24 protein-coding genes are annotated in these 24,052 nt (G+C 63.4%); 7 read left to right on the top strand and 17 right to left on the bottom strand.

All coding sequences use genetic code 11. The features are described 5' to 3' along the window. Nucleotides 1–3: 3 nt before the first annotated feature. The 9 genes from IPK70_16955 to IPK70_16915 all read right to left on the bottom strand — a co-directional run bounded on the left by IPK70_16955 (nt 4) and on the right by IPK70_16915 (nt 8,361). Nucleotides 4–1,032 carry a 2-oxoacid:ferredoxin oxidoreductase subunit beta gene (locus IPK70_16955; protein ID MBK8228853.1) on the bottom strand — a complete coding sequence of 343 codons (1,029 nt, stop codon included), beginning with the start codon at nt 1,030–1,032 and terminating at the stop codon, nt 4–6. Continuing rightward, nucleotides 1,029–2,894 (bottom strand): 2-oxoacid:acceptor oxidoreductase subunit alpha, encoded by a 1,866-nt coding sequence (locus IPK70_16950; GenBank protein ID MBK8228852.1) that lies wholly within the window; start codon nt 2,892–2,894, stop codon nt 1,029–1,031. Before IPK70_16950 ends, IPK70_16955 begins: the two co-directional genes overlap by 4 nt. 92 nt (nt 2,895–2,986) lie before the next feature. Continuing rightward, on the bottom strand, nt 2,987–3,250 hold the full coding sequence (locus tag IPK70_16945; GenBank protein MBK8228851.1) for a NifU family protein: 264 nt from the start codon (nt 3,248–3,250) through the stop codon (nt 2,987–2,989). A gap of 3 nt (nt 3,251–3,253) precedes the next feature. Then, entirely contained in the window at nt 3,254–4,312 is a 1,059-nt protein-coding gene (locus tag IPK70_16940; protein MBK8228850.1) for an Mrp/NBP35 family ATP-binding protein, read from the bottom strand. Nucleotides 4,313–4,364: 52 nt separating this feature from the next. Then, nucleotides 4,365–5,273 (bottom strand): hypothetical protein, encoded by a 909-nt coding sequence (locus IPK70_16935; GenBank protein ID MBK8228849.1) that lies wholly within the window; start codon nt 5,271–5,273, stop codon nt 4,365–4,367. Nucleotides 5,274–5,346: 73 nt separating this feature from the next. Next, nucleotides 5,347–6,237: an ACP S-malonyltransferase gene (gene fabD / locus IPK70_16930; protein MBK8228848.1), complete on the bottom strand. Its 891-nt coding sequence runs from the start codon at nt 6,235–6,237 to the stop codon at nt 5,347–5,349. A 124-nt stretch (nt 6,238–6,361) separates the two neighbouring features. Further along, complete coding sequence (locus IPK70_16925; protein MBK8228847.1) at nt 6,362–7,084, bottom strand: Bax inhibitor-1/YccA family protein; 723 nt, start codon at nt 7,082–7,084, stop codon at nt 6,362–6,364. 214 nt (nt 7,085–7,298) lie between these two features. Beyond that, on the bottom strand, nt 7,299–7,952 hold the full coding sequence (folE, locus tag IPK70_16920; protein ID MBK8228846.1) for a GTP cyclohydrolase I FolE: 654 nt from the start codon (nt 7,950–7,952) through the stop codon (nt 7,299–7,301). Beyond that, nucleotides 7,942–8,361: a 6-carboxytetrahydropterin synthase gene (locus IPK70_16915; protein ID MBK8228845.1), complete on the bottom strand. Its 420-nt coding sequence runs from the start codon at nt 8,359–8,361 to the stop codon at nt 7,942–7,944. The genes folE and IPK70_16915 overlap by 11 nt, the downstream gene beginning before the upstream one ends. A 99-nt stretch (nt 8,362–8,460) precedes the next feature. Between IPK70_16915 and rfaD the strand changes: the two genes are divergently transcribed. Then, nucleotides 8,461–9,429 carry an ADP-glyceromanno-heptose 6-epimerase gene (rfaD, locus tag IPK70_16910; GenBank protein ID MBK8228844.1) on the top strand — a complete coding sequence of 323 codons (969 nt, stop codon included), beginning with the start codon at nt 8,461–8,463 and terminating at the stop codon, nt 9,427–9,429. Here the strand turns inward: rfaD and IPK70_16905 are convergent. Then, nucleotides 9,420–9,776 (bottom strand): MerR family transcriptional regulator, encoded by a 357-nt coding sequence (locus IPK70_16905; GenBank protein MBK8228843.1) that lies wholly within the window; start codon nt 9,774–9,776, stop codon nt 9,420–9,422. The genes rfaD and IPK70_16905 overlap by 10 nt on opposite strands. Nucleotides 9,777–9,789: 13 nt before the next feature. Beyond that, entirely contained in the window at nt 9,790–10,761 is a 972-nt protein-coding gene (locus IPK70_16900) for a peptidoglycan DD-metalloendopeptidase family protein (protein MBK8228842.1), read from the bottom strand. 139 nt (nt 10,762–10,900) lie between these two features. Between IPK70_16900 and alaS the strand changes: the two genes are divergently transcribed. Beyond that, nucleotides 10,901–13,507, top strand: coding sequence for an alanine--tRNA ligase (alaS, locus tag IPK70_16895; GenBank protein ID MBK8228841.1), 2,607 nt, complete (start codon nt 10,901–10,903; stop codon nt 13,505–13,507). 3 nt (nt 13,508–13,510) lie between these two features. On the opposite strand, the gene IPK70_16890 is transcribed toward alaS, so the two are convergent. Together IPK70_16890 and IPK70_16885 are read right to left on the bottom strand one after the other, a co-directional pair. After that, nucleotides 13,511–14,239 (bottom strand): hypothetical protein, encoded by a 729-nt coding sequence (locus IPK70_16890; GenBank protein ID MBK8228840.1) that lies wholly within the window; start codon nt 14,237–14,239, stop codon nt 13,511–13,513. Continuing rightward, nucleotides 14,236–14,505 carry a DNA alkylation repair protein gene (locus IPK70_16885; protein ID MBK8228839.1) on the bottom strand — a complete coding sequence of 90 codons (270 nt, stop codon included), beginning with the start codon at nt 14,503–14,505 and terminating at the stop codon, nt 14,236–14,238. The genes IPK70_16890 and IPK70_16885 overlap by 4 nt, the downstream gene beginning before the upstream one ends. A gap of 25 nt (nt 14,506–14,530) precedes the next feature. Here IPK70_16885 and IPK70_16880 point away from each other — a divergent pair, with 25 nt between their 5' ends. Further along, entirely contained in the window at nt 14,531–15,640 is a 1,110-nt protein-coding gene (locus IPK70_16880) for a T9SS type A sorting domain-containing protein (GenBank protein MBK8228838.1), read from the top strand. On the opposite strand, the gene IPK70_16875 is transcribed toward IPK70_16880, so the two are convergent. The 3 genes from IPK70_16875 to IPK70_16865 are packed head-to-tail and all read right to left on the bottom strand — an operon-like array spanning nt 15,641 to nt 19,382. After that, on the bottom strand, nt 15,641–16,306 hold the full coding sequence (locus IPK70_16875; GenBank protein ID MBK8228837.1) for a DNA alkylation repair protein: 666 nt from the start codon (nt 16,304–16,306) through the stop codon (nt 15,641–15,643). A gap of 17 nt (nt 16,307–16,323) precedes the next feature. Then, nucleotides 16,324–18,789, bottom strand: coding sequence for a bifunctional UDP-N-acetylmuramoyl-tripeptide:D-alanyl-D-alanine ligase/alanine racemase (locus IPK70_16870; GenBank protein MBK8228836.1), 2,466 nt, complete (start codon nt 18,787–18,789; stop codon nt 16,324–16,326). Further along, nucleotides 18,786–19,382 (bottom strand): thymidine kinase, encoded by a 597-nt coding sequence (locus tag IPK70_16865; protein MBK8228835.1) that lies wholly within the window; start codon nt 19,380–19,382, stop codon nt 18,786–18,788. The genes IPK70_16870 and IPK70_16865 overlap by 4 nt, the downstream gene beginning before the upstream one ends. A gap of 97 nt (nt 19,383–19,479) precedes the next feature. On the opposite strand from IPK70_16865, the gene IPK70_16860 reads away from it, so the two are divergent. The 4 genes from IPK70_16860 (at nt 19,480) to IPK70_16845 (ending at nt 23,266) form a co-directional block, all read left to right on the top strand. Then, nucleotides 19,480–20,244 (top strand): hypothetical protein, encoded by a 765-nt coding sequence (locus IPK70_16860; protein MBK8228834.1) that lies wholly within the window; start codon nt 19,480–19,482, stop codon nt 20,242–20,244. Continuing rightward, nucleotides 20,241–21,506 (top strand): M28 family peptidase, encoded by a 1,266-nt coding sequence (locus IPK70_16855; protein MBK8228833.1) that lies wholly within the window; start codon nt 20,241–20,243, stop codon nt 21,504–21,506. The genes IPK70_16860 and IPK70_16855 overlap by 4 nt, the downstream gene beginning before the upstream one ends. Continuing rightward, nucleotides 21,503–22,186, top strand: coding sequence for a 16S rRNA (cytidine(1402)-2'-O)-methyltransferase (rsmI, locus tag IPK70_16850; GenBank protein ID MBK8228832.1), 684 nt, complete (start codon nt 21,503–21,505; stop codon nt 22,184–22,186). Before IPK70_16855 ends, rsmI begins: the two co-directional genes overlap by 4 nt. 63 nt (nt 22,187–22,249) lie before the next feature. Continuing rightward, nucleotides 22,250–23,266 (top strand): zinc-binding dehydrogenase, encoded by a 1,017-nt coding sequence (locus IPK70_16845; GenBank protein MBK8228831.1) that lies wholly within the window; start codon nt 22,250–22,252, stop codon nt 23,264–23,266. Nucleotides 23,267–23,268: 2 nt separating this feature from the next. Here the strand turns inward: IPK70_16845 and IPK70_16840 are convergent, their stop codons facing one another. Further along, nucleotides 23,269–24,027 (bottom strand): T9SS type A sorting domain-containing protein, encoded by a 759-nt coding sequence (locus IPK70_16840; protein ID MBK8228830.1) that lies wholly within the window; start codon nt 24,025–24,027, stop codon nt 23,269–23,271. Nucleotides 24,028–24,052 lie beyond the last annotated feature (25 nt).

The raw sequence follows: 24,052 nt of genomic DNA, 5'->3' as shown, positions 1-24,052 counted from the left end.
CGATCAGCCTATCGTCCACGTATGCTCGCCCTTGAGCAGCGCATCGAGGTCGCCGACTCCCTTCACCTCCTTCGCGCGCTTCACCTGCCCTTGCAGCTTCTCCTCGTGCGTGGGACGGTCGGCGACATAGAATACGCCGAAGGGACGCGGGAAGGCGCCTTCGTGACGGGGGTCCTCGAATAAGCGCACGAGGATCGAGGCCTTGAAGTTGTCGCGCTCGTCGTGGATCCAGCAGTCGTTGGGCGAGAAGTCCGGGCCGATGTCGATGATGCGCGGCTTCATCTCCTTGATGCAGATGCCCTTCGTCCCGTTCGCGAAGGTGAGCGGCTTGCCCTGCTCCACAAAGAGCGTGTTCGTGGGCTTGTTCGCCTTCTCCGTGAAGACCTCGAAGGCGCCGTCGTTGAAGACGTTGCAGTTCTGGTAGATCTCCACGAGCGAGGTGCCGCGATGCGCATCAGCGCGAGCAAGCACTTCGCGCATGTGCTTGGGGTCTCGATCCATGCTCCTTGCGATGAAAGTGCCATCGGCGCCCTTCACCAGCGCGAGCGGGTTGAACGGATGATCCGTGCTGCCCATGGGCGTGCTGCGCGTCACCGCGCCTTCGGGTGAAGTGGGCGAATACTGCCCTTTCGTGAGGCCGTATATCTCGTTGTTGAAGAGCAGCACGTTCACGTCCACATTGCGGCGCAGCAGGTGGATGATGTGGTTGCCGCCGATGCTGAGCGCGTCGCCATCGCCGGTGATCATCCACACGCTCAGGTCGGGTCGCACGCTGCGCAGGCCGCTCACGATGGCCGGTGCACGGCCGTGGATACCGTGCAGGCCGTACGTATCGAGGTAATAAGGGAAGCGCGAGCTGCAGCCGATGCCGCTGATGAAGACCACCTCCTCCTTCTTCTTGCCGCTCTGCTCGAGCAGGGTCTGCACCTGCTTCAGGATGCTGTAATCGCCGCAGCCAGGGCACCAGCGCACTTCCTGGTCGGAAGAGAAATCGATCCTCTCCGGAGCAACGGTCCCGTTCACGGCGCTCATCGCTTCATCAGATTGAGCACGGCTTCCTTGATCTCCGCGCTGGTGAATGGCAATCCTTGGATCTTGTTCAGGCCCTGCGCGTCCACGAGGAACTCCGCGCGCAGCATCTGCCGCAATTGGCCGCTGTTCATCTCGGGCACCAGCACCTGCTTGTACTTCTTCAGCAGTGGCCCCAAGCCCTTGTTGAAGGGGAACAGGTGCCTGATGTGCACGTGCGCCACGCTGTGCCCTTCAGCTTGCAATTCAAGGGCGGCCGTTCTGATCGCCCCGTAGGTGCTTCCCCAGCCCACAATGATCGCATCGCCCTCGGGCGGACCGCTATCCAAACGGATGGGCTTGAAGCGATCCGCGATGCGCGCGACTTTCTCGTCACGCAGCCGCACCATCAGCTCATGGTTCTTCGGCTCGTAGCTGATGTTGCCGGTCATGTCCTGCTTCTCGATGCCGCCGATGCGGTGCTGCAGGCCAGGTTGGCCGGGCAAGGCCCATGGGCGGACCCCTCGATCGTCACGGAGATAGGGCAGGAAGCGCTCGCCATCGTTCGGGCCTTTGATGAAGTTGGGCGCGATGGCAGGCAGGTCCTTCGACTGAGGGAAACGCCATGGCTCCGCGCCGTTGGCGATGTAGCCGTCGGTGAGCAGGATCACCGGCGTCATGTGCTCGATGGCGATCTGCACGGCCTCGAAGGCCATGTCGAAGCAATCGATGGGCGTGCTGGCGGCGATCACGGGGATGGGGGCTTCGCCGTTGCGGCCGAAGACCGCTTGCCAGAGGTCGGCTTGCTCTGTCTTGGTGGGCAGGCCCGTGCTCGGTCCGCCGCGCTGCACGTTCACGATCACCAAGGGGATCTCGAGCATGAAGGCGAGGCCCATCGCCTCGGTCTTCAGCGCGATGCCTGGACCGCTGCTCGCCGTGATGCCGATCGCGCCTCCGTAGCTGGCGCCGATCGCGCTGCTGATGGCCGCGATCTCATCCTCCGCCTGGAAGGTGACCACGCCGAAGTTCTTGTGGCGCGAGAGCTCGTGCAGGATGTCGCTCGCCGGTGTGATGGGATAGCTGCCGTAGAAGAGGTCGAGCTTCGCTTTCTGCGCGGCGGCGATGAGGCCGAGCGCGGTGCCCTGATTGCCGGTGATGCTGCGATAGCTGCCCTTGGGCATGGGCGCGGGCTTCACCTCGAAGCGCGTGGTGAAGGTCTCGCTGGTGTCGCCGAAGTGGTAGCCGGCCTTGAGCGCGCGCAGGTTGGCCTCGAGCAGGTCCGGCTTCTTCGTGAACTTCTGCTGCAGGAAGCGCTCGCTGTTCTCCATGCCGCGGCTGTACATCCAGTTGATGAAGCCCAGCACGAACATGTTCTTGCAGCGGTCCTTCTCCTTCATGCCGAGCGTGAGGCCGTCAAGCGCAGCGCGCGTCATCTTGGTCACATCCACGCTGTGCAGCGAGTACTCGGAGAGGGAGCCGTCCGTGAGCGGATCGGCTTCGTCGATGTAGCCCGCCAGGCGGAGGTTCTTCTTATCGAAGCCATCGGTATTGGCGATGATGGCGCCGCCCTTCTTCAATTTGATCAGGTTGGCCTTCAGCGCCGCCGCGTTCATCACCACCAGCACGTCGCACTGGTCGCCGGGGGTCCACACCTCCACGCTGCCGAAGTGCAGCTGGAAGCCGCTAACGCCGGCCAGGGTGCCCTGCGGCGCACGGATCTCCGCCGGGAAATTCGGGAAGGTGCTCACATCGTTGCCGAAGAGCGCGCTGCTGTCGGTGAACTGCGCGCCGGTGAGCTGGATGCCATCGCCGCTATCACCGGCGAAGAGGATGACCACGTTGCGCCGTTCCTCAACGGGCTTGGTCTTCGTAGGGGCTGTGGACATGGAATGCGGCGCGAAGGTAGCCGGGGGCGGATGCGCGCTGGTGACGCGGATCACGCGGCGGGATAACACCAGCGCCTGCGCTTGGTTCGCTTTCAGGCCTCCACGCCCAGATTCACCGCCTCCACCTTCTTCACCTGCGGGGCCACGCGCCTGATCGCCTCCTCCACGCCGGCCTTCATGGTCATGGGCACCATGGCGCAGCCCAGGCAGTTGCCGTGCAGGCGCACGCGCGCCACGCCATCGGGGGTCACCTCATCCAAGGTGATGTCGCCGCCATCGGCCTCGAGGAAGGGGCGCAGCTCGGCGAGCGCTTCCCGGATGCGCAGTTCAGCGGCTTCGAGGTCCTTGGGGTTCATGGCTCAAGCGGGGATGGCCTTCAGCACGCTGTCCGAGACCGTGGCGCAAAGATGGCGGAAAGGCGCAGCGGCGGGCGTATCGCCTTGCAGCACGGCGGGGCGGCCCACATCGCCGGCCTCGCGAACGCTTTGGATCAATGGCACTTCGCCCAGGAAGGGCACCTTCAGTTCCTCCGCGAGCGCCTTCGCACCGCCCTTGCCGAAGATGAAGTACTTGTTCTCCGGCAGCTCAGCGGGCGTGAACCAGGCCATGTTCTCAACGATGCCGAGCACCGGCACATTCACGCTGGGCAGCCGGAACATGCCCACGCCTTTGCGCGCATCGATGAGGGCCACGGGCTGCGGCGTGCTCACGATGATGGCACCGCTCAAGGGCACGGCCTGCACCAAGGAGAGGTGGATGTCACCGGTGCCGGGCGGCAGGTCGATGAACATCACATCAAGCTCGCCCCAGTCCACATCCTTGATCATCTGCTCCAGTGCCTTGGTGGCCATGGGGCCGCGCCAAACGATGGCCTGATCGGTCTGCGCGAAGAAGCCGATGCTGAGCAGCTTCACGCCGTAGCTCTCCACCGGCACGATCCAATGCTTGCCATCGCGCTCACGCGTTCCGGGCTTCTCATGCACCACATCGAACATCAGCGGCATGCTGGGGCCGTAGATGTCGGCATCGATGAGGCCTACGCGCAGGCCGCGCGCGGCCAGGCCCGCAGCGAGATTGGCGGTGATGGTGCTCTTGCCCACGCCGCCCTTGCCGCTGGCAATGGCCACGATGTGCTTAACGCCGGGCAGCACCTTGCGCACGTTGGCACGCTCGCCGCTCAATGGGCTTACCGTCACCATCACATTCAACTCCTGACCGAGCGCCTGCTTCACATTGAAGATCACGGCCTCCTCCATGCGCTTGCGGCTGTGCATGGCGGGGTTGCTCACCTCGACGTTCACCTGGATGGTGTTCCCTTCGATCCGGATGTCGCGCACGAGGTCGAGCGCCACGATGTCCTTCTTCAGGTCGGGCTCGAGGATGCGGGAAAGGGCGGAGAGGACGGCGTCGCGAGTGATGGGCATGGCAATGGGAGCGCGAAACTAACGCGGCACAGACCTGAAAGCCCGTTCAATGGTGCGTTGCGATGAAGCGCGCGATCCATCTCGTGCCACCCTCATCAGCGAGTTCGGCAAGCAGGATTGAGGAGGTGAAAGAGGGCATGCCGAGGAACCGCACGTGCGCATCGACACGACCAGTGAACAGCACCTTTCCGCTCGGGTCAAGGATCCTGAGCGCGCCATTGCGGAAACGATCGGGATAGGACAACCGCACCTGGCCATCTTCCATGTGCGCATAAAAGCGCGACGCGGAGGGCTCCCCTCCTTCAGGTATTCCAACATTGGAAACAGAACAGGTGGATCCGAGTTGGTAAATCCGCACGCCGAGACTGTCATTGCACAACAACGTGTACCCCACATCGCAGGTTGAATCCAGGCATCGGAAATGGAAGAAGGGGTCGGGCAAAGCCCCAAGCCCTTCTACCCAATGCATGGAGACGTACAAGGGCTCCGGATCTCCGATCCAGAACGGATTGTAGCGCATGTGAAACCTCCTTCTCTGAATCTGGTTGATCATGACCGTATCGATGCTCTCCAGCCGAAACGGAATCTCATCAGGCGTGAATATCGGGAGGACACCAACATACGCGGTGTCACCGATCTCAAGCGTGAAGTCATAAGCAAGGTACTCGGGCTCACTGCATAACGTTGACCTCCGGAAATACGTCTTGCTTCCTTCATTCCTGAAGTACCCGCCTGCGGCTCCGACATTCGCGACTGAATACTCATGGCCGCACATAAAGACGCTTGAGGACATCACGGTTGTGTGCGTGCTGTAGGAGATGCCAATCCCATAAATCGTCACCATGACACTCCACACCGGTTCATCCGTATGCGTGAGGAAGGGCTGCTGCGCCTGGGAAGGAGTCGAGCAAAGCAAGAAGCCGACGACCGCGGCATATCGGTTCTTCATGGCCATAGGGGTTGAACGAATGTAGGCGCTGATGCGCAACAATCTCAAGCCATAGAACCCCTCGATACAGGCGCCGAGTCTACCCCGCCACCGTCTCCACCTCTTTGCTCACCTTCTTGAAGAGCCCTTGCAGCACATTGCCGGGGCCCACCTCCACCACTTTGGTGGCGCCATCGTTCAGCATGCCCTGCATGGTCTGCGTCCAGCGCACGGGCGCGGTGAGCTGCGCGATGAGGTTGGCCTTGATGCGCGCGGGCTCGGTGTGCGGACGGGCATCCACGTTCTGATAGACCGGGCAGCGCGGGTTCACGATCGGCGTGAATTGGATCGCGGTGGCGAGTTCCGCGCGCGCGGGTTCCATGAGCGGGCTGTGGAAGGCACCGCCCACGGGCAGCACGAGCGCTCGACGCGCACCAGCGGCCTTGAGGGCCTCGCACGCGGCGTTCACGGCATCGATGGTGCCGCTGATCACCAGCTGGCCGGGGCAGTTGTAGTTCGCGGCCACCACCACGCCCTTGCCGGCATTGGCGGTGATCTCCGCGCAGGACTCTTCCACCTTGGCATCGTCGAGGCCGATGATGGCGGCCATGGTGCTCGGCTGAAGCTCACAGGCCTTCTGCATGGCGTTGGCGCGCGCGGCTACCAGCTTCAGGCCATCGGCGAACTCCATGGCACCTGCTGCCACCAAAGCGCTGAACTCGCCGAGTGAATGTCCTGCGGTCATGGCCGGTTGGAAGGCATCGCCCATCACCTTGGCCTTCACCACGCTGTGCAGGAAGATGGCGGGCTGCGTCACATTGGTCTGCTTCAGGTCGGCCTCGCTGCCGCTGAACATCACATCGGTGAGCTTGAAGCCGAGGATGTCGTTGGCGTGCTCGAACCAGACACGTGCATTGCTATCTGTGTCGTAAAGATCCTTTCCCATGCCGGGGAATTGGGAGCCTTGGCCGGGGAAGACATAGGCGGTCATTTTCTTCGGAAGGTTGAGGGTTGTAGGTTGACGGGAGGTTGAGGGTTGGCTGAAACATCGGTTGACGTTGCATTCAACCTGCAACCCTCAACCTTCCACTTTTCAAGCCCCAACCTGCAATGAGCTAATCACGCCGCCCGAAGAGCCGCAGCAGCATCAGGAAGAGGTTGATGAAATCGAGGTAGAGGCTGAGCGCGCCCATGAGCGCCATCTTCTGCGCGGTCTCGGAGCCGGTGCCCACCACTTCGCCCAAGCGCTTGAGCTTCTGCATGTCGTAGGCGGTGAGCCCAGTGAAGACCACCACGCCGATGATGCTGATCACGTAGTCCATGGTGCTGCTGCCCAGGAACATGTTGATCACCGAGGCGATGATGATGCCGATAAGGCCGATCATGAGCAGGCTTCCCAGCTTGGTGAGATCGGTCTTGGTGGTGTAGCCGGCCACGGCCATGATGCCGAAGATGCCGGCGCTCATGAAGAAGACCTTGATGATGGACTCAGCCGCATACAGGATGAAGATGTAGCAGAGGCTGATGCCCATGAGCGCCGAGAAGGCGATGAAGGTGAGCAGCAGTAATGTTCCGCTGAGCTTCTCCATCATGCCGCTCATGAGGAATACCAGGCCTAATGGCGCGAGCATCACCACCCATCCCAGGATGCTGCGCCCACCATCGGCATTGTAGAGGTATTGCAGCAGTCCCGGCGTGCTGGCGAAGAGCCAGGCCATGGCGCCGCTGAGCACCAGGGCCGTGGCCATGTAGGTGAACACTTGGCTCAGGAAGGCGCGGACGTTGGTCTCGGGGCCGTAGATGACCTGGCCTGTGGTGGGGATCGGATTCTGTTCCATGAGGTTGGCGAATGCCGCGCTAAGGTCGGGTGCAGCGGGCTAATTCCCGTCAGGTGCCGTTCCACGCGTCACGCCGGAACGCGGCCGTTGCGCAGCAAAGGGTACCCGCGTATCCGGCATCTCACCAATGACGACGCCTATGGCATAGGTGAGTCGCCGGATGGCCGGGACAGGCGCGCCACCGCGCGCCAGACCTCCGGCGTGACGCTCAGGGTCAATGCAAGCGGGCGCCGATGAGCTTGATGAATTCCTCCCGCGTCCGGGGGTCATTCAGGAAGATCCCCGTGAAGGCGCTGGTGGTGGTCACGGAGTTCTGCTTCTGGATGCCTCTCATCTGCATGCACAGGTGCGCCGCTTCAATCACGACCGCCACGCCCATGGGCTTCAGCGTGTCCTGGATGCAGTCGCGGATCTGGTCCGTGAGGCGTTCCTGCACCTGAAGGCGCCGCGCGAAGGCGTCCACGACACGCGGGATCTTGCTCAGCCCGGTGATGCAGCCGTTGGGGATGTAGGCCACATGCGCTTTGCCGAAGAAGGGCAGCATGTGGTGCTCGCAGAGGCTGTACACCTCGATGTCCTTCACGAGCACCATCTGGCTGTAGTTCTCCTTGAAGAGCGCGCCCCGGAGGATGGCCGCCGGGTCGAGGTCGTAGCCGTGCGTGAGGTATTGCAGCGCCTTGGCCACGCGCTCGGGCGTCTTCTGCAGGCCTTCGCGCTTCGGGTCCTCACCGATCTGCTTGAGGATATCGCCGTAGTGCCCGCTGATGCGCGCGATGGACTTCTCATCATAGAGGTCGATGCGCTCGTAGCCTTCGCCGGTGGGCTCGTGCTCGCCATCGATGGCCTTGCCTTTCGCTTTACGCGCCATGGTACTCCGCAGTGTTGTTCTCGGTCTCCTGCACCTTCACGCCATGCAGCACGCAGCCGAGCTTCTTGATCGGCGCCTCGAGCTGCTGCCAGATGGCCACGCAAAGGTTCTCCGTGCTGCTGAGCCGCCCGCGCATGAAGGGCACATCGACATCGATGTTCCTGTGGTCCAAGTGGTCGATGACCTCCTCTTTGATGATGCGGCTCAACTGGCTCAAGTCCGTGACGAAGCTCGTCTGCGGGTCCTGCTCGCCCTTCACGGTGACCCACAGCTCGTAGTTGTGCCCGTGCCCGTTGGGGTTGCTGCACTTGCCGAAGACCTCCAGATTCCTGGCGTCGCTCCAGTCGGCGCGGGCCAAGCGGTGTGAAGCGGAGAAGCGCTCGCGGCGGGTGATGAGGACCGAAGCCATCGAGGTTGAAAGGGTTGGGGGTTGAGCCGGTTGCGGGTTGGCCAAGGTAGGGGCGTGACCCCGGCCCAAGAGCCGGAGTCACGCCCCTACCTTGGCGGCATGATCATCGTCACAGGCGCAGCAGGCTTCATCGGCAGCTGCCTCATCGGGGAATTGCAGCGGCAAGGCTGGCAGGATATCGTGGCTGTGGATGACTTCAGCCGGCCCGATAAGGCACCGAACCTGCTGAAGAAAGCGCTCACGGCGAAAGTGGACCGCGAGGACTTCTTCACGTGGCTCGATGCGAACGAGAAGCTGGTGCAGTTCATCTTCCACCTGGGCGCGAGGACCGATACAACGCTCTTCGACGAGGCCGTGTTCGATGAGTTGAACGTGCGCTACAGCCAGCGCCTGTGGGAGGCTTGCGTCAAGTACGGCATCCCGCTCGTTTACGCCAGCAGCGCGGCGACATACGGAGGTGGCGAGCACGGCTACAGCGATGCGGATGACAGCCTGCCCTTCAAGCTGAAGCCGCTGAACCCTTACGGCGACAGCAAGAACGAATTCGACCAGTGGGCGCTGCAGCAGGAGAAGAAGCCCTTCTTCTGGGCGGGCCTCAAGTTCTTCAATGTGTACGGGCCGAACGAATACCACAAGGGCCGCATGGCGAGCGTGGTCTACCATGCCTTCAACCAGATCCGCGACACCGGCGGCATGAAGCTCTTCCGCAGCCACCGGCCAGACTGCAAGGACGGCGAGCAGCAGCGCGACTTCATCTACGTGAAGGACCTCTGCGATGTCTGCATCTGGCTCATGGAGCATCGCAAGGACAGCGGCCTGTACAACCTGGGCAGCGGCACGGCCCGCAGCTTCAACGACCTGGCGCGCGCCACTTTCACCGCCATGGGCAAGGAGGAGCGCATCAGCTACGTCGATACCCCGGCCGACATCCGCGACAAGTACCAGTACTACACGGAGGCTGACATGCGCAAGCTGCGCGCGATCGGATATGCACGGCCATTCACCGCGCTCGAGGATGGCGTGGCCGATTACGTGAAGAACTACCTGATGCAGGCCGCCTACTGCTGATCGCGCAGGGCGTTCCGCAGTTCCACCAATTTCCGGCGCACGATGAGCAGGCGCTCGCGCACAGCCTCGGTGCCCGACGGCGCGCGCTCGATTTCAACTCCGCGCTTGAGCTTCTCCTTGGCTCCTTGAATGGTGAAGCCTTCTTCCTTCACCAGATGCTGCATGGTGCGCAGTTGCTCGATCTGCTCCCGGGTGTAGAGGCGGTCGCCGCGATTGGTGCGCCTGGGCGTGAATGCGCCGAACTCCTTCTCCCAGAACCGGATGCTGCTGTTGGCCACGCCCAGTTCCTGCGCCACTTCGCCGATGGTCCAATAGATCTTCTCGATCGTCTTCGGCTTGAGCGGCATCGCCACGAAAGTATCAATCGAGCGCTTGCGCCGCATTCCGCGAGAGCTCAACCATGCGGGCGTACTCCTCGGGCGTGAGGTCGTTGAAGTAGTAGTTGGCGGGGTCCATCGGCTGGCCTCCCTTGTGCACTTCATAATGCAGGTGCGGCCCGACGCTCAGTCCGGTGTTGCCCACCAGCCCCACCACATCGCCGCGCTTCACGCGCTGGCCTTTCCGCACTTCGAGCTTGCTCAGGTGCGCGTAGAGCGTCTGGTAATCGAAGCCGTGGTCAACGATCAAGTGCATGCCGTAGCCGTTGGTGCCGTACTCGGCATACACCACCACCCCGTCGCCGGTGGCATGGATGGGCGTGCCCGTCTTCGCGGTGAAGTCCATGCCTGCATGGAATTTCATGATCTTGTGGATCGGGTGCATGCGCCACCCGAATCCGCTGGCGGTCTGCGTGAGGTCGTCATTGGCGATGGGCTGCACGGCCGGGATGCTCGCCAGCATCTCCTGCTTGCGTAATACCAGCGCTCCCACCTCGTCGAGCGATTTGGATTGCACGACGATCTGGCGGGCAAGCAAGTCGAGCCGCTTGGTGGTCTCGATCACCAAGTCGCTGTTGGCGTAGCCGCTCAGGTCGCGGTAGCGGTTGATGCCGCCCACTCCTGCCTGCCGGATGCTCTCTGGCAGGGGGTCGGCCTCCAGGATCACGCGGTACATGTTGTCGTCGCGGCGGCGCACATCAGCAAGCACGCGCTCGAGCTCGCCGATCTGCTTATTGAGCAGCTCGTACTGCACCAGCAACTGCTTGTTCTCGCGACGCAGCACCGCCTCCTTCGGGCTGTCGATGAACTGGTATACAAGGAATATCCCCAGCAGGCCTACCGCCAGGCCCGGCAAGAGCAGCAGCGTCACGCGCTTGGTCTTCTGCCAGGCCGTGAGGCGGATGCGCTCGAAGTTGAGCGTTTTCGGGTTGAAGCGGTACTTGTGCTCAGGCATTGACTTCTCGACGCGGCAAGGTAGCCGAGGGCCCAATGCGATTCACCGGCGCTGGCCGGCACCGTGTTAAACGGTGTTGATCGGCGGGCCGTCACCGCTGCCCCCTTCCGGGTACTTTCGCGGCCGCTTCCAGAGACCCATGCTCACATCACAGCAGATCCGCCAGAAGTTCCTCGACCATTTCGCCCGGCGCGGCCACGCCATCGTGCCCAGCGCACCCATGGTGGTGAAGGACGACCCCACGCTCATGTTCACCAACGCGGGCATGAACCAGTTCAAGGACCTCTTCCTGGGGAACCGCGAAGCGAAGCACAAACGCATCGCTGACACGCAGAAATGCCTGCGCGTATCCGGCAAGCACAACGATCTGGAGGAGGTGGGCATCGACACCTACCACCACACGATGTTCGAGATGCTCGGCAACTGGAGCTTCGGCGACTACTTCAAGAAGGAGGCGATCCAGTGGGCGTGGGAATTGTTGGTGGACGAGTACAAGATCAACACGGCCGACATCTATGTGACCTACTTCGGCGGCGACGAGAAAGATGGGCTGCCCGCCGATGAGGAGACCCGCGAGCTCTGGAAGCAATACCTGCCCGCCGAGCGCATCCTGCCCTTCAGCCGCAAGGACAACTTCTGGGAGATGGGCGACACCGGTCCCTGCGGGCCGTGCACCGAGATCCACGTAGACGTGCGCACGGCGGAAGAGAAAGGGCAGAAGCCCGGCCGCGACTTGGTGAACAACGACCACCCGCAAGTGATCGAGATCTGGAACAACGTCTTCATGCAGTTCGAGCGCAAGGCTGACGGCTTGCTCGTGACCCTGCCCGCGCAGCACGTGGACACCGGCATGGGCTTCGAGCGCCTCTGCATGGTGCTGCAGGGCAAGCGGAGCAACTACGACACCGACGTGTTCCAACCGCTGATCCAAGAGTTGGCGAAGCGGTGCGGGAAGACTTACGGCAAGGACGAGAAAGCCGACATCGCCATGCGCGTGATCGCCGACCACCTGCGTGCGATCAGCTTCGCCATCGCTGACGGGCAACTGCCGAGCAACACGGGCGCGGGCTACGTGATCCGCCGGATCCTGCGCCGTGCGGTACGTTACGGCTACAGCTTCCTCGGCTTCAACGAGCCTTTCATGCACGAACTGGCGCCAGTACTGGTGGCGCAGATGGGCGATCAGTTCCTCGAACTGAGGAAGCAGCTCGACATCGTGAAGAACGTGATGCACGAGGAGGAGAAGGCCTTCCTGCGCACCCTGGAGCAAGGCACAAAGCGCCTCGAGCTGGCCCTGGCCGAATCCAAGGGAACACTCGCCGGCGACCGCGCCTTCGAGCTCTTCGACACCTACGGCTTCCCCATCGACCTCACGCAGCTCATGGCGCGCGAGCAGAAGATGGACGTGGACATGAAGGGCTTCGAGGCCGAGCTGCAGAAGCAGAAGGAGCGCAGCCGCGCCGCCACGGCCGTCACCACCGGCGATTGGGTGGAGCTTGGCAAGGGCGAGACCGCCTTCGTCGGCTACGACGAGCTGAGCACGGAGGCCCGCATCCTGCGCTACCGCAAGGTCAGCGGCAAGGGCGGCGACCAGTTCCAGCTCGTGCTGGACCGCACCCCGTTCTATGCCGAAGGCGGCGGCCAGGTGGGCGACCAGGGTTGGCTTATCCAAGGTGCGGACCAGGTGGAGGTGATCGACACCAAGCGCGAGAACCAGCTGATCGTGCACTTCACCAAAGAGCTGCCGAAAGACGTGAGCAAGCCGCTCACCGCACAGGTGAATACGCAGCGCCGCGGCCTCACCGGGCGCAACCACACGGCCACGCACCTGCTGCACCACGCACTGCGCAAGCACCTGGGCACGCACGTGGAGCAGAAGGGCTCGCTCGTGGCGCCTGACCGCCTGCGCTTCGACATCAGCCACTTCGCCAAGGTGACTCCCGAAGAGCTGGCCACCATCGAACGCGAAGTGAACGCCATGATCACCGACGACATCGTGTTCGAGGACAAACGCAACGTGCCCATCGCCGAGGCGAAGGCCATGGGCGCCATGGCGCTCTTCGGCGAGAAGTACGGCGACAACGTGCGCGTGGTGAAGTTCGGCCCGAGCATCGAGCTCTGTGGCGGTACCCACGTGCCTCGCACCGGTGTCATCGGCCCCTTCCGCATCGTGAGCGAGAGCGCGCTGGCCGCGGGCATCCGCCGCATCGAGGCCATCACCAGCGTGGAGGCCGAGCGCATGATCAACGAGAAGCTCGCGAAGCTGGAGGCCATTGAGGAACTGCTGAAGCGCCCCGCCGATGTGGTGGCTGCCGTGCAGAAGCTCGCCGAGCAGAACGCCACGCTCACCAAGGAGCTGGAGAAGGCGGCGCGCGAGAAAGTGAAGCGTTATGCAGCATCCATCCCCGCCAATGCCACGGTCAACAGCAAGGGGGTGAAGGTGCTGGTGGATCAGCTCGACCTCGATGCACAGGGCCTGAAGGACCTCGGCTTCACACTGCGTGAACTGCACGCTGATCTGGCCTTCGTGGCAGGCTCGGTGATCGATGGCAAGCCCCTGCTCGCGGTGTCGCTGGGCAAGCAGGCCCTTGAAGCCACGGGCCTCAAGGCGGTCGACATCATCAAGCAGATCGGTCCATTGATCAAGGGCGGCGGCGGTGGCCAGCCTGATTTCGCCACAGCCGGCGGCAAGGAGCCTGGCGGCATGGCCGAGGCGTTGAAGAAGGCGGCGGAGCTGCTGGGGTGACGATCAGTGCGTGATCGCCTTGTTCAATCTTGCGATCATCCGCTCCGTTGCGTTGCGCTGCTTATCACACACGGCAAGTGCGATCTTGCTCAGGTCCCGGCGCTGTTCGATGAGCTCGTGGAGCCGGTAGCGTTCCTGTCCGGTCAGGGCAGCGCCGTTCTCGATGTTGCCGCCGGCGTCCATGGAAAAGCTGGGCGTGGCATTGGAGGCGTTCAGGCTGAACAGCTCATCGATCAAGCGATTGTTCGTGTTGAGCACCTGCGTGGTGTAGTCCAGTTGCTGGTGATAGCGCATCAGCTCGGTGCGCAACTGGGGGCTGCCGATCAGGTTCATGCCCCCCGTGGAGAGCAGCACCTTGAAGGTGGCGTCGCTGGCCACGAAGGTCTTGCGCCAACCCAGCTTGGTGCTTCCGTATAGCCTGCGCTCCAGGTCCCCCAGGCTCATGCCTCCGGAAAAGAATGTCATCGCCGTATCCGCCTGCAGGATCATGGTGGAGTCATGGACCATCTGCGTGCGGATCACCTCCATTTGCAGGCGAAGGTCTTCCCGAAGGTTCTCCAAGTGGACCTTTTCCGAGGCCCGGTCACGTTGGTCCGCTTTCCAAGTGTTCAATTGCAAGGCGATCAGGATCCCGATCACAACCAGGATGATCTCGCCGAAGGCATAGAGCAGGTACCGCTTCAGCTGACCATCGCCAAGCAGCCGTTGCCGGACCCTGTTGAAGAGCTTCATGGTCCGCAAGAAAGCAGGATTACCCGTGCGGGGCCCCGGCGGCATGGCCGAAGCGCCGAAGAAGGCGGCGAAACTGTTAACCTGAATGCTTCACAGCTCCCGCAGCGCCTCACCGCTCCAGGATCCGTGGCGCCCAATTCGCGCAGCGCCCAGCCGATGGCCTTGCCGATGAAGAATTCCTTGCGTGCAGAGTGGTGGTCGGTGTTCGCGAAGGGGAGCATATGGTCACTGTCCTTCCTGCAGTTCAGGACTGCAAGACTGACCACACGCTGAATGAAGCATCTTCGCACCATGCGTCAGGCCATAACGCTTCTTTTCCTCCTCGCCTTGTCAGCCGCTATGCGCTCTCAGACGGTCGTCGATAGCATCCTCCATGATGGCATCTACCGTACGTATCGGCTGTACGTGCCTCCGGGGTTCGTTCCAACTGAGAATCCCGCGCTCGTTTTCAATCTGCACGGCCTCGGCAGCAATGCGGAACAGCAGGAGGCCTATTCGCTGATGAACGATGTGGCCATGCTCGAGCGCTTCCTCGTTTGCTATGCGGATGGTGAGGATGATTCCTGGAACCTAGGACTTGGACAAGTGGACGACGTTGGCTTGATCGGCGCGCTGATTGACCGCTTCACCCTCACCCATAACATCAATCCGCAGCGCGTGTACGCCTGCGGCATGTCACAAGGAGGCTACTTTGCATTCGTGCTCGGCTGCCAATTAGCGGATCGCATCGCAGCGATCGCAACGGTTTCAGCCAGCATGGCCCAGGGGCTCACTGCTTTCTGCAACCCGCCGCGTCCTGTTCCGGTGTTCATGATCAACGGCACCGCCGATGCGATTGTGCCCTACACCGGAGGCGTGCAGAATATCTCCGTGAACGATGCGATCGCGCATTGGGTGGCGCATAATGCTTGCGCGACCCCGGCCGTGATATCGCCCATTCCCGATGCCGCGCCCACCGATGGGTGCATGGCTTCACGCGCTGATTTCGGCGGTTGCACCCAAGGCACGGAGGTGGACTTGATCGCTGTTACAGGCGGAGGGCACACCTGGCCCGGCGCCACCATCCCCATTGGCGTGACCTGCCAGGATTTCAATGCCAGCACCGAGATCTGGCTCTTCTTCGAGCGCTTCACCTTGAATGGAGCCGCTGCCATGGGGGAAGCGCCACTTTCGTTCTCGAGCGTCCATCCCGTTCCGGCCGATCGAACGCTGACCTTGCGCATCCCCGATGCAGGGCAGTCATCTTTCACGATGACCGATGCATTGGGCCGCGTCTTTCTGCGGTCTGAGGTCGTCGATGGCGCCAAGTTGGATGTGAGCAGGCTTCCAGCAGGCCGTTACATGGCGACCATCAGCAGTGCCCGCGGTGATGACCGGCACTCCGTCGTCATCGTACGCTGATCACAGCTTCCGCAGCGCCTCGCGCTCGCTCAACGGCGAGAGCTTCCTCGACTTCACGTAGCGCCTCACCGCTCCAGGATCCGTGGCGCCCAATTCGCGCAGCGCCCAGCCGATGGCCTTGCGGATGAAGAATTCCTTGCGTGCAGAGTGGCGGTCGATGTTCGCGAAGAGCCGCGCTCGGTCAGTGTCCTTCTTCCAGCGGTTCTGGAAGAGGATCGCTGTACGGTTCAGCCAGAGGTCATCACTGCTGATCCAACGCTCGTTCCAGGCCGCGATCTCCGTCGGGTGGCGTTTCAGGATCACGCCCGCCACATGGATCGCGAGCGCATCCACCGTATCCCACCAGCTCTTGGTGATGATCAGCTCCTCGATCAGCGGAAGGTGATCCGGACCGAGCTTCTTCGCTTGCTTCATGAGCAGGTCCACAGCAGTGTGATGCAGCTCACGCTCCGGGCACGAGAAGGCATCGCGGGCGATCACCGGTAATTCATCCGGTTGCGGCGCACCGTGAGCATCGATGTGCTCCATCAGCAACTCACGCCGAGGCGCCGCCTTTATCCCGAAGAAGGGCGCGATGCCCTTCATGTAAGCCTCCATGGCGGCTGCATCCTCTCGATTGCCATGGCGCTTGAAGGTCGCTCGGAGCGGAGTGAGCCAGGGGTGCATGCGGCGAAGTTGGATGCTCACCCCCGCACATGCACGCGCTTCACCCTGGGCGGGATGCTCGTGAGCACCTCGTAGGGAATGGTGCCGAGGTCGCGCGCCAGATCGGTGATGGGGTGCGCGGAATCGAAGAGCACGGCCTCATCACCAACGGCGCACGCGATGCCGGTGACGTCGATCATGCACATGTCCATGCACACGCTCCCGATGATGGGCGCCTCATGGCCATGCACCCAGAAGCGGCCCGCTCCGTTGCTGAGGCGGCGCGAGAGTCCATCGGCATAGCCCATCGGAACCGTGGCGATCAAGCGCTCACCCTTCGCCACGCCACGCCGTCCGTAGCCGATGGTGGCGCCTTCGGGAGCGCGCTTCAGCTGGGCAATCACCGTGCGCAGCGACACGGCATGCTGCAATTGGGCGGTCTCCGCAGCGTCCACGCCAATGCCGAAAAAGCCGATGCCGAGGCGCACGAGGCCGAGGTGGGCCTCTTTCCAGCGGGTAGCCCCAGCCGAATTGGCGATGTGGCGCAGGGGCCGGTATCCGAGCGCGGCCTCGATCGCATCGGCCATGCGGCTGAACGCGGCGATCTGCGAGCGGGTGAAGGCATCATGCGCGGGATCCTCGCTCGCGGCGAGGTGCGAGAGGATCGAGCTCACGCGCAGGCCCTTCGCTTCGCGGAGAAGCCCGATCACCCCTGGCAGATCATCCTCCGTGAATCCCAATCGCCGCATGCCGGTGTCGAGCTTCACATGAACCGGCGGCGCGTCGCGATGCATGGCAGCGTAACGCAGCGCCTCCTGCAGCGAGCGGTCGTCGTACACCTCCGGCTCCAGGCGGAAGCGATGCAGCAGCTCCATGCTCACCGGCTCCGGATTCATCACCAGAATGGGCGTGGTGATGCCCTGCTGCCGCAGCGCGATGCCCTCATCGGCATAGGCCACCCCGAGATACTGGACCTGCTCATGCGCGAAGAGCCGGGCCAGCTCCGATGCGCCGCCGCCGTATCCGAAAGCCTTCACCATGGCCATCACCCCAGTGCCGGGTCCGAGCAGAGCACGGTAGTGGTTCAGGTTGTGGCGTATGGCCTCAAGGTCCACTTCCATCACGGTGCCGTGCACCTGCCGCTGCCAGCGCTCCGCGATGCGCTCCAGCCCGAAGGCGCGCGCGCCTTTCAAGAGCACGGCATGGCCCGCAAGGCTGGCTGGATCCACCTGAGCGATCAGCTCTTGGGCATCCGCGTAATGCTCCACGCGCGGTGCGAAGGGCAGCGCGTGATTGCGCAGCTCTGGCCCAATGGTGAGCACCGCCTGAACGTGCGCACGCTTGAGCAGTTCCTCAACGCGGCGGTAGCGCTGCTGCGGCTCCTCACCGCCGGTGAGGTCGGAGAGCACCACCGCCTTGGGCCGGCCCGCCGCGAGCGCATCGAGATGATCGAGCGCGATGGCGAGCGACGCCGTGTCGTTGCTGTAGGCGTCATTCAGCAGGTTGATGCCATGGACCCCCTCCACTGCTTCGAGGCGCATGCTCACCGGCGGCAGCTGCGGGGTGCGCTCGGCGATCCACTGCGGCGTTCGGCCCAGATGCAGCATGATCGCCACGCAATGGATCGCATTCTCGGCCGATGCCCGATCGGAGAACGGGACCTCGAAGTCGAAGTCGACGGCATCGTTGATCACGCGGATGCGCTGCCCGATGGCCGTTGGCTCCTCGCGCACCACATGCAGCCAACCGCTCCGCTCGCGGCTCCAGCCCAGCATCGCCGCGCGTTGACCGATGCCCTGCGCACGCAGCGCTTCGGCCACTTCCGCATGATCGGCGCAGTATACCACGGCCTGCGCATCGCGGAAGAGCAGCGCCTTCTCCTTCGCCTTGGCGCGGTCGTCAGGGAACCCCTCGGCATGCGCTGGGCCGATGTTGGTGAACACGCCGATCGTCGGTTCAATCACCGATCGCAGGCGCTCCATCTCACCGGGCCGGCTGATGCCCGCCTCGAAGATTCCCAGTGTATGCCCGCCGTGCATCGCCCAAGCGCTGAGCGGCACGCCCACCTGTGAGTTCCAGCTGCCGGGGCTGCGCACCACATGCTCGCTGCCGCGCATCAGGTGGAAGAGCCACTCCTTCACCACGGTCTTGCCATTGCTGCCGGTGATCCCGATCACCGGTGCGTGGAAATGCCTGCGATGCCAGGCCGCGATGCGCTGCAGGGCATCGAGCGTGTCGCGCACGAGAAGGATGCTGCATCCCGGGAATGCCATGGCAGCGGAAGCATCGCTCACCACGAAAGAGCGCATGCCGCGCGCATGCAGGTCGGTGAGGTAGCGGTGGCCATCGTGCCTTTCTCCCTTGATCGCGATGAAGAGCGTATCGTGCGCGGTGAAGGGCTTGCGCGAATCGATGCTGAGGTGCGCGATCAGCGGGTCGTCGTGCCGGGAGATCCATTCGCCGCCGATGGCATCGGCCAATGCGCTGAGGCGATGGCCATTCATTGCACGGCGGCTTGCACCGGTGATCGCGCTGCATCGAAGCAGGCGCGGCAGAGCGGCTGGTAGCTATCCTTCTCGCCGAGCTGCACGAGTTCATCACCGGCCACGATGCGGTGGCTGAACGTCGCCAGCGCACCGCAGCGCACGCAGATGGCATGCACCTTCGTCACGTACTCGGCCACGCTCATCAGCTGCGGCATCGGACCGAACGGACGGCCGAGGAAATCCATGTCGAGCCCGGCGGCGACAACGCGGATGCCCTGCGTGGCGAGCTCAGCGCACACCGCCGGCAGCCCCTCGTCGAAGAACTGCGCCTCGTCGATGCCCACCACCTCGATGTCGCTGGCGAGCAGGAGCAGGTTGCTGCTATTGGGCACCGGTGTGCTGCGGATGCTGGTACTGTCGTGGCTCACCACTTCAGCCTCCGCGTAGCGCGTATCCACGCTGGGCTTGAAGATCTCCACGCGCTGCTTGGCGAACTCGGCGCGACGCAGGCGGCGGATGAGCTCCTCGGTCTTGCCGCTGAACATGCTGCCGCAGATCACCTCGATCCAGCCCTTGCGGGGGCTGCGGCTGCCGGTGTGCTCCAGGAACATTCAGGAGAGGCTGTGGAAACGCGTGGCAGGACGCCTGTTGCGCATGCGGCGAAAATAGGGATCTTCGTCCGGGGCCTTCCGCAACGCCCCTTGAGCCATGAGCAACACGAAGGCATTCCGATCCATGAGCGACCTGATCGATGGACTGCAGCGCGCTGAAGCCGGCTTGCGCGGCGGCTCCCTCTCCTTGGAGGCGCTCGACGACGCTTCAACCGATGCGCGCGAACTGTACGAACGCCTGATCGTGCTCCGTCACAAGGCACGCGAGCACTCCTTGGGCAAGCCAGCGCCGGAGGCGAAGCCCGAGGCAGCAGGGAAGAGGCAATCCGCCACAGCGCTCGAGCCTGACAGCACGCCCGGACCGGTCATCGTGGAAGCGAAGCCGGCCGCACCGGTGAGCACTGCACAGAAGCCCGAAGCGCCCGCCGCGACCTCAACGCCTGCTCCCATCCGCCTGAACATCCGGCCCTCTGAGCGAAGGCAGGACGAAGAAGGCGAGGCCGAGCCATCGGTGATGAAGACCGCCGCCGAGTACCTGAAGGAAGCCCAGGCCGCCAAGGGCGCCACCGCTCAGCCTTCTGCGACCAAATTGGCCGAATCCGTGGCCGAGAAGCTTGAGCGCACCAAGATCTCCGATCTCGCCAAGGCAATCACCCTGAGCGACAAGTTCTGGTTCATCAAAGAGCTCTTTGGCGGAGATGCCAAAGCCTACGAGGTGGGCGTTTCGCTGTTGAACAGCGCGAAGGACCAAGCCGAAGCGAAGAGCTTCCTCAACGAGGACCTGCTCACCAAGCTCAAGAACCCGCCCGATGCGGAGGCCTTGGAAGCCTTCTCCGAGCTGATCGAGCGCCGCTTCGCATGAAGAGGACCGCGCTTGCCCTCGCGGCCTTCTGGCCGCTCTCCATCGCCTCGGCGCAGGACGCCATTACAGCCCGTGGCCGTGCGTGGCTCGATACGCTCACTTCTCCATCGTTCCACGGCCGCGGGTACGTGAACGATGGCGACCGCATCGCCAGCGAGTGGATCGCGGGCAAGTTCCGCAGCTTCGGATTGAAGCCGGTGAAGGACGACTTGTACCAGCCCTTCCAATTCAATGTGAACAGCTTCCCCGACAGCATGCGCGCTGCGATCGATGGGCGCGCGCTGCTGCCCGGCACGGAGTTCATCGTGGATCCTGAAAGCGGCAGCGCCGCAGGCGACCTCCAACTGGTGCATGTCACGCCAGCCGACCTGCAAGGCCCGGAACGGCGAGGCATGACCATGGGCGTGCTCCTCGGCAAGGCTGCGTGCGTGCATTGGCCGACCACGCGCGATGCCGATTCGCTCCGGCTATACCGCCAATGGGAGCGCGACCTCATGGACCATTGCGTCGTGGTGAAGCCCGCACCGAAGCTCACCTGGAGCGTGGCCACGGATGCCCGTCGCTTCCCGCTGATCGAGGTGGCTGATAAGGCGCTCAACGACAGCTCGGCCTCCATCACGCTGAACGTGCGCAATGCGCTTCGCGTGCGCCACTCCGCCCGCAACGTGCTCGGCATGGTGAAAGGCAGGAGCAATAAGTGGGTCGTCGTAGGCGCGCACTACGATCACCTCGGCCGCATGGGCACCGATGCGCTCTTCCCCGGCGCCAACGACAACGCCAGCGGCACCGCCATGCTGCTGAGCCTCGCCGAGCACTTCGCTCAGAAGAAGAACAAGCCGAGGCACAACCTTCTATTCATCGCCTTCGCCGGAGAAGAAGCCGGCCTGATCGGCAGTGAGTGGTGCGCGGTGGACCGGCCGATCGACTGGAAGGACGTGCGCATGATGATCAACCTCGACATCCTCGGCACCGGCGATGATGGCATCATGGTGGTGAACGCCACCGCCCAGCCGAAGGCCTTCGATCAGCTCGTGGCGATCAACGGCGCAAAGGGCTACCTCAAGGAAGTGAAGGCGCGCGGGCCGGCATGCAACAGCGATCATTGCCACTTCGTGAGGCGCGGCGTGCCTGCGATCTACATCTACACGCTCGGCGGCGTGGCGCACTACCACGATGTGCTCGACCGCGCGGAGACCTTGCCACTCAACGAGTTCGCAGACCTCCATTCGCTCCTGCGCGACTTCATCCAAGCGCTGAAGTGAGCGCATCCAAGGCCCCGCTCGTGCTAGTGCCGACACCCATCGGCAACCTCGACGACATCACGCTCCGCGCGAAGCAGGTGCTGCAAGAGGCCGATGCCGTGATCGCAGAGGACACGCGCGTGACAGGCCGACTGCTCCAGCACCTTGCGATCATCAGGCCCTTGATCTCCTTCCACAGCAACAACGAGCACCGCATGGTGGAGCAACTGGTGCAGCGCCTGGGCGCGGGCGAACGCTTCGCCCTGTGCAGCGATGCCGGCACGCCCGGCATAAGCGATCCCGGATTCCTGCTCGTTCGCGCCGCCATCGCAGCAGGCATCGCCGTGGAATGCCTTCCTGGACCGACGGCATTCGTGCCCGCGCTCGTGGCGAGCGGCCTGCCCTGCGACCGATTCGCGTTCGAGGGCTTCCTGCCACAGAAGAAAGGCCGGCGAACACGCATCGCTTCGCTGACGGCGGAATCGCGGACGATGGTCTTCTACGAGAGTCCGCATCGCATCGCACGCATGCTCAGCGAGCTTGCCGAGGCCTTCGGCCCTGACCGGCCCGCGAGCATCTCGCGCGAGATCAGCAAATTGCACGAAGAGACCCGGCGCGGCACTTTGGGCGCACTGGCCGCGCACTTCCTTGCCCTTGAGCCGCGCGGCGAATTCGTGGTGGTGGTCGGCGGCCGTCCATAGCCACGCCATCCCTATCAGCTGCCAGCAACATGCAACCCTGAACCTCCGCCCGACCCAGCACTCATGAGAGCATGGACCCTCATCGCCCATGGCGATCCGAAACGCGCCTTCGCCCTGCGCGAGCACCCCGATCCGCAGCCCAAGGCAGGCCAAGTGCTCATCGGCTGCGAAGGCTTCGGCCTCAACTACGCCGATGTGATGGCCGCGCGCGGGCTCTATCGTGAGGCGCCTCCGTTGCCGAGCATCATCGGCTACGAAGCGGTGGGCCGTGTACTTGCAGCAGGCCAAGAGGCTCCGCAGGACCTCATCGGCAAGCGCGTGGTGGCCATGACGCGCTTCGGCGGTTATGCAGAGATGGCCGTCACGGACCATCGTGCATGCGCTGTCATCCCGGAGGAACTCGCCATCGGCGAAGCGGCGGCGCTGGCCACGCAAGGCGCAACGGCTTGGTACGCCGCACGAGTGCTCTGCCCGCTTCAAGCCGGAGAGCGCGTGCTGGTGCATAGCGCGGCGGGCGGGGTAGGGCACTTGATCGTGCAGCTCGCGGCAAAGGCCGGATGCGAGGTCTTCGCGATCGTGGGCGGCACAGCCAAACGGGAATTCGCGCTCAGCTTGGGCGCAGCCCATGCCATCGACCGGCGCACCGGCGATTACAGCGCACAGCTGCGAACGCTGCTTGGCAAACGCCGATTGGATGCCAGCTTCAACGCGGTGGCTGGCACCAGCTTCAGGAAGGACATGCAATTGCTCGGCAGCGGCGGGCGCCTGGTGCTCTTCGGCGGAGCGGAGCGCGGTGGCCTGGGCGCATTCGGCACGATCCGCTTCGTCTGGAGCATGGGTGCCATGCTGCCCATCTTCCTCATGATGAAGAGCAAGAGCATACTCGGCGTGAACATGCTGAAGTTGGGCGACAACCGACCCGACCTGATGGCGCAATGCTTCCGCGAAGCGGTGGCCGCTCAGGCTGCAGGACTGCTCTCACCGCATGTGCACGGAGTGATGCCTGCCGAGCGGCTGCCTGAGGCGCATGCGCTGCTGGCCAGCGGGGCCACCATGGGCAAGGTGGCGCTCGCGTGGTAAGCCTATTCCACCACGAAGCGGCGAGAGAACCGGGCGCCGGACATGCGCACCGTGTACACGCCGCGTGACCAGCCTTGCGCATCGAATTGCGCGCGGCCCTGGCGCACAACGGCTTGCTCCACCACGGCCCCACGCGCATCGATCACCTCAATGGTGCCGGTTGTTGGCAGGCCCGTGATCGTGGTGAAGCCCATGGAAGGATTCGGTGCGATGGCGAACGCTTCGTCCGCTTCCTCCGTGACGCTCAGCACGCCATTCACGTTGAGCGTGAAATCCTTGAAGTCGCCGTACTGAAAGGCCCCGCAAGGACCGTAGCCGTTCCCGTTGCTCGTCTGGAAGCCATCGCTGCCCCAAGCCGAGATGATGCGCATCCGGTAAGCCCCAGTCGCGGTGGCCAACGGAATGGTGATACCGAACTGGTATTCATAGCTCGGCGAACCGCCCACGTAGATGAAGTACATGTTCTCGTTGTCCTCGAAGCTGTTGCTCTGGTCCCAATCCACCCAGACCGCGCAACCGCACCAAGTGCCGTTCAATACGCGCATGGGCAGCATGGCACCCGCATCCACGGAGGTGCTCACCGTCGAGTAGTCGGACAAGGAGCAGTCATCGGCACCGGGCGCCCAGTTGATGCTCCCGGCCTGCACTTCAAGGGTTCGCCAACTGAAGCACCCATTGGCGAAGGTGGGGCTGCAGTATTGGGCGCTGAGATCCTGGGCCAGGAAAAGGATCGGGGCGACGAGCGCGTAACGGTTCATCATGGCGCATGCGGGTTTGGCAAGGCGA

This window comes from Flavobacteriales bacterium, from assembly GCA_016712535.1.
Classification (GTDB): domain Bacteria; phylum Bacteroidota; class Bacteroidia; order Flavobacteriales_F; family PHOS-HE28; genus PHOS-HE28.
The sequence above is the reverse complement of the archived record's forward strand: the minus strand, read 5'-3'. Positions and strand labels throughout refer to the sequence as shown.

Bases quoted from the DNA above. Each gene is read 5' to 3' on its own strand.
- IPK70_16955 (MBK8228853.1), bottom strand. From the start codon at position 1,032: ATGAGCGCCGTGAACGGGACCGTTGCTCCGGAGAGGATCGATTTCTCT.
- IPK70_16950 (MBK8228852.1), bottom strand. From the start codon at position 2,894: ATGTCCACAGCCCCTACGAAGACCAAGCCCGTTGAGGAACGGCGCAAC.
- IPK70_16945 (MBK8228851.1), bottom strand. From the start codon at position 3,250: ATGAACCCCAAGGACCTCGAAGCCGCTGAACTGCGCATCCGGGAAGCG.
- IPK70_16935 (MBK8228849.1), bottom strand. From the start codon at position 5,273: ATGGCCATGAAGAACCGATATGCCGCGGTCGTCGGCTTCTTGCTTTGC.
- fabD (MBK8228848.1), bottom strand. From the start codon at position 6,237: ATGACCGCCTATGTCTTCCCCGGCCAAGGCTCCCAATTCCCCGGCATG.
- IPK70_16925 (MBK8228847.1), bottom strand. From the start codon at position 7,084: ATGGAACAGAATCCGATCCCCACCACAGGCCAGGTCATCTACGGCCCC.
- folE (MBK8228846.1), bottom strand. From the start codon at position 7,952: ATGGCGCGTAAAGCGAAAGGCAAGGCCATCGATGGCGAGCACGAGCCC.
- IPK70_16915 (MBK8228845.1), bottom strand. From the start codon at position 8,361: ATGGCTTCGGTCCTCATCACCCGCCGCGAGCGCTTCTCCGCTTCACAC.
- rfaD (MBK8228844.1), top strand. From the start codon at position 8,461: ATGATCATCGTCACAGGCGCAGCAGGCTTCATCGGCAGCTGCCTCATC.
- IPK70_16905 (MBK8228843.1), bottom strand. From the start codon at position 9,776: ATGCCGCTCAAGCCGAAGACGATCGAGAAGATCTATTGGACCATCGGC.
- IPK70_16900 (MBK8228842.1), bottom strand. From the start codon at position 10,761: ATGCCTGAGCACAAGTACCGCTTCAACCCGAAAACGCTCAACTTCGAG.
- alaS (MBK8228841.1), top strand. From the start codon at position 10,901: ATGCTCACATCACAGCAGATCCGCCAGAAGTTCCTCGACCATTTCGCC.
- IPK70_16890 (MBK8228840.1), bottom strand. From the start codon at position 14,239: ATGAAGCTCTTCAACAGGGTCCGGCAACGGCTGCTTGGCGATGGTCAG.
- IPK70_16880 (MBK8228838.1), top strand. From the start codon at position 14,531: ATGCGTCAGGCCATAACGCTTCTTTTCCTCCTCGCCTTGTCAGCCGCT.
- IPK70_16875 (MBK8228837.1), bottom strand. From the start codon at position 16,306: ATGCACCCCTGGCTCACTCCGCTCCGAGCGACCTTCAAGCGCCATGGC.
- IPK70_16870 (MBK8228836.1), bottom strand. From the start codon at position 18,789: ATGAATGGCCATCGCCTCAGCGCATTGGCCGATGCCATCGGCGGCGAA.
- IPK70_16865 (MBK8228835.1), bottom strand. From the start codon at position 19,382: ATGTTCCTGGAGCACACCGGCAGCCGCAGCCCCCGCAAGGGCTGGATC.
- IPK70_16860 (MBK8228834.1), top strand. From the start codon at position 19,480: ATGAGCAACACGAAGGCATTCCGATCCATGAGCGACCTGATCGATGGA.
- IPK70_16855 (MBK8228833.1), top strand. From the start codon at position 20,241: ATGAAGAGGACCGCGCTTGCCCTCGCGGCCTTCTGGCCGCTCTCCATC.
- IPK70_16845 (MBK8228831.1), top strand. From the start codon at position 22,250: ATGAGAGCATGGACCCTCATCGCCCATGGCGATCCGAAACGCGCCTTC.
- IPK70_16840 (MBK8228830.1), bottom strand. From the start codon at position 24,027: ATGATGAACCGTTACGCGCTCGTCGCCCCGATCCTTTTCCTGGCCCAG.